This is a genomic window from Oleiphilus sp. HI0066 (assembly GCF_001635725.1).
This window is the reverse complement of record NZ_LWFH01001006.1, coordinates 1-1,251: the sequence shown is the minus strand read 5'-3', so window position 1 is coordinate 1,251 and position 1,251 is coordinate 1. Positions and strand designations below refer to the sequence as shown.

At 40.6% G+C, this 1,251-nt stretch carries 2 protein-coding genes; both read right to left on the bottom strand.

Annotation, left to right across the window (positions count from 1 at the left end):
- Positions 1-269, bottom strand: a 269-nt coding sequence (locus A3738_RS11935) for a hypothetical protein (protein WP_156504222.1), incomplete at its 3' end; no start/stop codon positions are given.
- A gap of 101 nt (positions 270-370) precedes the next feature.
- A complete protein-coding gene (locus tag A3738_RS29930) occupies positions 371-559 on the bottom strand; it encodes a hypothetical protein (protein ID WP_156502511.1) in 189 nt (62 codons plus the stop codon).
- Positions 560-1,251 lie beyond the last annotated feature (692 nt).

Below are 1,251 nucleotides of genomic sequence, written 5' to 3'. Positions count from 1 at the left end.
TCTAATGTTTGCCAGCCATCTGTAGATAGTAAAGTTGCAACACCAATAGGGCCGTTATAAAAGTGATGAACCTGATCAAATTTTTCTATTTTTATATCAAGACTATGCGGTTTCTTTGCTGAAGTACGAACGAAATGATCTTTCGCTGCTTCAACAGTTAGAACGCACTCAGCAAGCAACGGTATTTTGTGAGATACGGTCATTTCAGTCTTATCTTGCGTACATCCAGCAACAAATATTGCTGACAACAAAGTTAATGTATATCTCATAGATTTCCTTTGAGAGTGCCTAACGCCAAGCGAATGGGCTGGCGCTGCGCAGCAGTGACAGTCCAGGCCAAGGTTCCCTTGGCCGAGCATTGCGCGCCTTGTTAGTTGTTTTCATTGTTCTCGGTTTCATAGAACTCGAGAGTTAAAGGCCTGCGCTTTGCGTAAAGCATTAAGCCAAGACTAGTAAATACGCTTATGAATAAGCCGAATACAATGGCAAAGAAAATACCAAAGAACGGACCTAGCACTGCCGCCTTAAAGCCCGTTACTTGAGTTTGGCCCCAATACATAGTTAATAAGTCTTGGGAAGCCAACAAACCCATTAGAGTGAAGAAAGGGATAAACGAGCAGAAGAGACCTGTAAATATAATTTTAAAGATCGCTTTCGTCCTTAGCCTTTTGATAGTGAACGATTCCATATTTGTCCTATTACAACTAACATTTGTATAGTGAGACCCCCCTCATATGCATGACGGGTAGCCTCTTCCCTTTTCCATATACTACTTTGTTTTTAAGAGAAAAAACTCGAACCTTACTCATTTCTTTATCACGCATATGAGAGGTCACGTATGTAGAAATAGTGAGGGGTCTCGTATGTAATCCACAAAACGACTCAAAACTCTGATTTCATTAGATTTTTCATGTTCCCTCGGGTGCTAAACGAGCACAATTCACTTCCTTGTGTGGTTTTAAACAAGCACGCTCAAGAGCGCTTTGATTAGCTAATACTTAAGTGAGTGAAGAGTTTTCGGTGACTTCTGCTTTCCTATTGAAGCAGGCATCGGGAATGGTTCAGTGCCAAGGTCAGCAATTGTCTAGCAGCAGAAGTTTTAAGCGATGAAAGCATGACTTACTTTTCATGCATTTTGCTAGCGCTGAGTCTCGATTTAGTGCAGTTAATTCTCTTCTTGCAGCTTATAATGTTGATCCTTTAGAGCCCATATTTAAGTTCAATAATGCTTAGAAAAAACCAAGAATTCCT

What these genes read in the sequence shown, in the direction of transcription:
- A3738_RS29930 (WP_156502511.1), bottom strand. Translation starts at nt 559, where the DNA reads ATGTATTGGGGCCAAACTCAAGTAACGGGCTTTAAGGCGGCAGTGCTA.